We start from the raw sequence: 2,787 nt of genomic DNA, 5'->3' as shown, positions 1-2,787 counted from the left end.
ACGTCTCGCAAGCCATGATCCTTGTCGCAATGGGTGGCAATCTCATCCGCCGAAACGCTCATCCGTGAATTTCAAAACGGACTCTAACAGCTGTCGATTTCGCTCAACCTCGCACGCCACGAGGCAATAGGTAACGTAGCCAGCTCCGAGCCCATCATATTTCACAGGATTGTGACACCGAGCAAACCGGCATCATCATTTCCCGGGAGATCGACAAGTCGGTTGCCTCGTTGAGGTAAGCGTCATCAGCGCGTGGCGCGAGCCCGGCGGTGCAGAAGGCTGCCGTACCCTCGCGGATCGCGCCCGTCTTCCGACTGCTGGTCTCCCAGCAGCAGGAGACATCGGTGTGTATATGGCAATCCACCAAAACCGGGGCGACGCCCCGCCTATGCGCGCCTGCTCGACTTTCGGGAGTTTGCGTGACGACAGCTCATGGAGATCGTCACGAAGTCGCTCGCCAATTTGCTGTCGCATGGCTCATTTCCGATCATGGGTAGCTGACAGCAGTCGACCATGCCGGATCATCGTGCTTTCGCCAGTAGAGATCCATGAGCCGGCAGGTGACGGATCCGACTTGCCCGTTAGCGATCGCGGTATCATCGATGCGCGTCACGGGCATTATGCCGCCGGCAGTCGAGGTGATGAACACCTCGTCAGCCCCTTTGATCTCAGCACGACTGACATCAGCAGCCGTGGCCGAGAGCCCCATCTCGGCACAAAGGTCGAAGACAGTCCGGCGCGTGATGCCGGGCAGCACCCCAAAAGCTGGCGTCCTCAGGGAACCGTCCTTTACAATGAACACATTGAAGCCAGGCCCCTCCGCAATGTGTCCGTTCGTATCTAGGATCAGCGCCGTCTCCGCTCCCACGTCGTAGGCGTCAAAAAGGCCTTTCACGAGATCGAGCCAATGATAGTTCTTGATTGCGGGATCGATCGATTTGGGCGGGATGCGGACGGTTTCGCTGATTGCGACATGCAAGCCTCTTTCTATCTGTTCCTTGTTGGCAACCGACCCAAAAGGGATAGCAAACGCCATGAAGCGATTCTCCGCCTGGCGGGGATCGCGGCTGAAAGTCGGCGATGAACCGCGCGTGCAGATCATCTCCACGTATGCCGACTCGTGCCCAGACAAAGCGACACAGGCTGTGAGAATCGATTCGATTTTCTTACGGTCGTAGGGAAGTTTCATTCGAAGGCGTTCAACCCCCCCAAAAAAACGATCAAGATGCAGGTCTAACCTGAAGAACTTGCCATTCCAGACGTGCACAGTGTCGTAAGTGGCATCGGAGTGCAGGAAACCCCAGTCCAAAACGGAGATCTTGGCCTCGGACATCGGCACGTATTGCCCGTCCATGAAAGCGACTCCGTGCGGATACCGACGTCCATCAACGTGATGCTTATCGACGGTTGCAAGAACAGGGAAGAGCTGTGTCATTTTGTGTATCTTTTCGATCCGTTTACTCGGTCAGTGCCAAGAAGGGCGCCAGAACTTGCTGGAAAGCGGCTCGTATGCTGATCGCTGCAAGTCATCGCTACGGCACGGGCGATGTTGACGTGGGAGACGCGACGTTGGGCACCAAATTCAGACGATAGGCGAGCTGCAACAGTCATTCGTCGGAAAGAATTGAAATGATTCGACGAGGCAGCCGCCTAACCATTCGATCCGGGTTAGGCCGTCTGCCGAGCTAAACTCATGGCGGCGCCGGGCTCTCACAGCGAACTCGCTATAATGAACAGCGCTCGACTGAACACTTGCACTTCACGTAACAACAGGCCCGTTTTGATCGATAAGCAGGGCTCCAGGTCCGGTGTCCAACCACAGTCGCGCCTGTGCGTCCCTCCCACATGAGGTATATTCGAGGGTGTCATGAGTTTGAGGCCCGTCCAGAAGGGTCGCCTTCTTGAACTGGCCTGCGCCAGGGAACAGCCTCCGCGCATTGCGCGCTATGGCCTGGCTGTGAATCGGCCCTTTAATTGCGGCTAATGGTCAAGCATTTTTTTCGTTCCATTGCCGGCGTCATGTTTGCTGGCATGAGGTGCCTCAACGTGTGCAACGACGTTTGGACGAGGCCAACGTCAACCGATTCAACGAGGTCACCGCACCACGCCCCGGTGGTGGGCATTGTGTTTCGCTCATTCGAATAGTCATCAATTCTGTTCTGCCATCGCCGGGGTCATGGTCCTTTCCGAGGTCGAATGCCTCATAATGATGTAAGCGGTCAGCCGATAACGTCAGGCCTAAAGTTCCAAGGCATGAGCATTTCGATCTCGGATGCCGGCCATCCTTGAGCGATGCGGGTCAAGGTCTGCGAGAGCCAGTCGAGCGGATCGACGCTGTTCATTTTGCAGGTTTGCAGCAAGGTGGCTACCGTCGCCCAGGTTCGTCCACCGCCTTGGCTGCCGGCGAATAGACTATTCTTTCGCGTGATCGTCTGGGGCCTGATTGCACGCTCGACGATATTGGAGTCGATTTCGATGCGACCGTCCATCAGAAAGCGTTCCAGCGCCTCCCGCCGGGTGAGCGCGTAGCGGATCGCCTCTTCACACGCTCGAGGATGTAATCGGCGAGCATCTGCAACTCGAAGCCCAGATGCCCCATCCACTGCGCCATCAACGACCGGCTGAGTTCAACGCCATCGCGCAGATAGATCGTCTCCTGCCGGTAAAGCGGAAGGCCGTCGGCGTATTTCGACACGGCGATATAGGCGAGCAGCCGCTCCGTCGGCAGGCCGCTTTCAACGATGTGCGCCGACGCCAGAGCCTGGACCACGCCGTCACGGCCCCGGA

1 protein-coding gene and 1 pseudogene are annotated in these 2,787 nt (G+C 57.3%); both read right to left on the bottom strand.

The window, feature by feature from the left end; all coding sequences use genetic code 11:
• Nucleotides 1-487 precede the first annotated feature (487 nt).
• Complete coding sequence (locus NKJ90_RS33270) at nucleotides 488-1,435, bottom strand: aminotransferase class IV (RefSeq protein ID WP_352487769.1); 948 nt, start codon at nucleotides 1,433-1,435, stop codon at nucleotides 488-490.
• 784 nt (nucleotides 1,436-2,219) lie between these two features.
• Nucleotides 2,220-2,787 (bottom strand): annotated as a pseudogene (locus tag NKJ90_RS33265) (IS66 family transposase); the annotation flags it as partial.

The sequence above is a fragment of the Mesorhizobium sp. M0051 genome, from assembly GCF_040323235.1.
Classification (GTDB): domain Bacteria; phylum Pseudomonadota; class Alphaproteobacteria; order Rhizobiales; family Rhizobiaceae; genus Mesorhizobium.
Note: the sequence above shows the minus strand (reverse complement) of the source record. Positions and strands in the feature narration are given on the sequence as shown.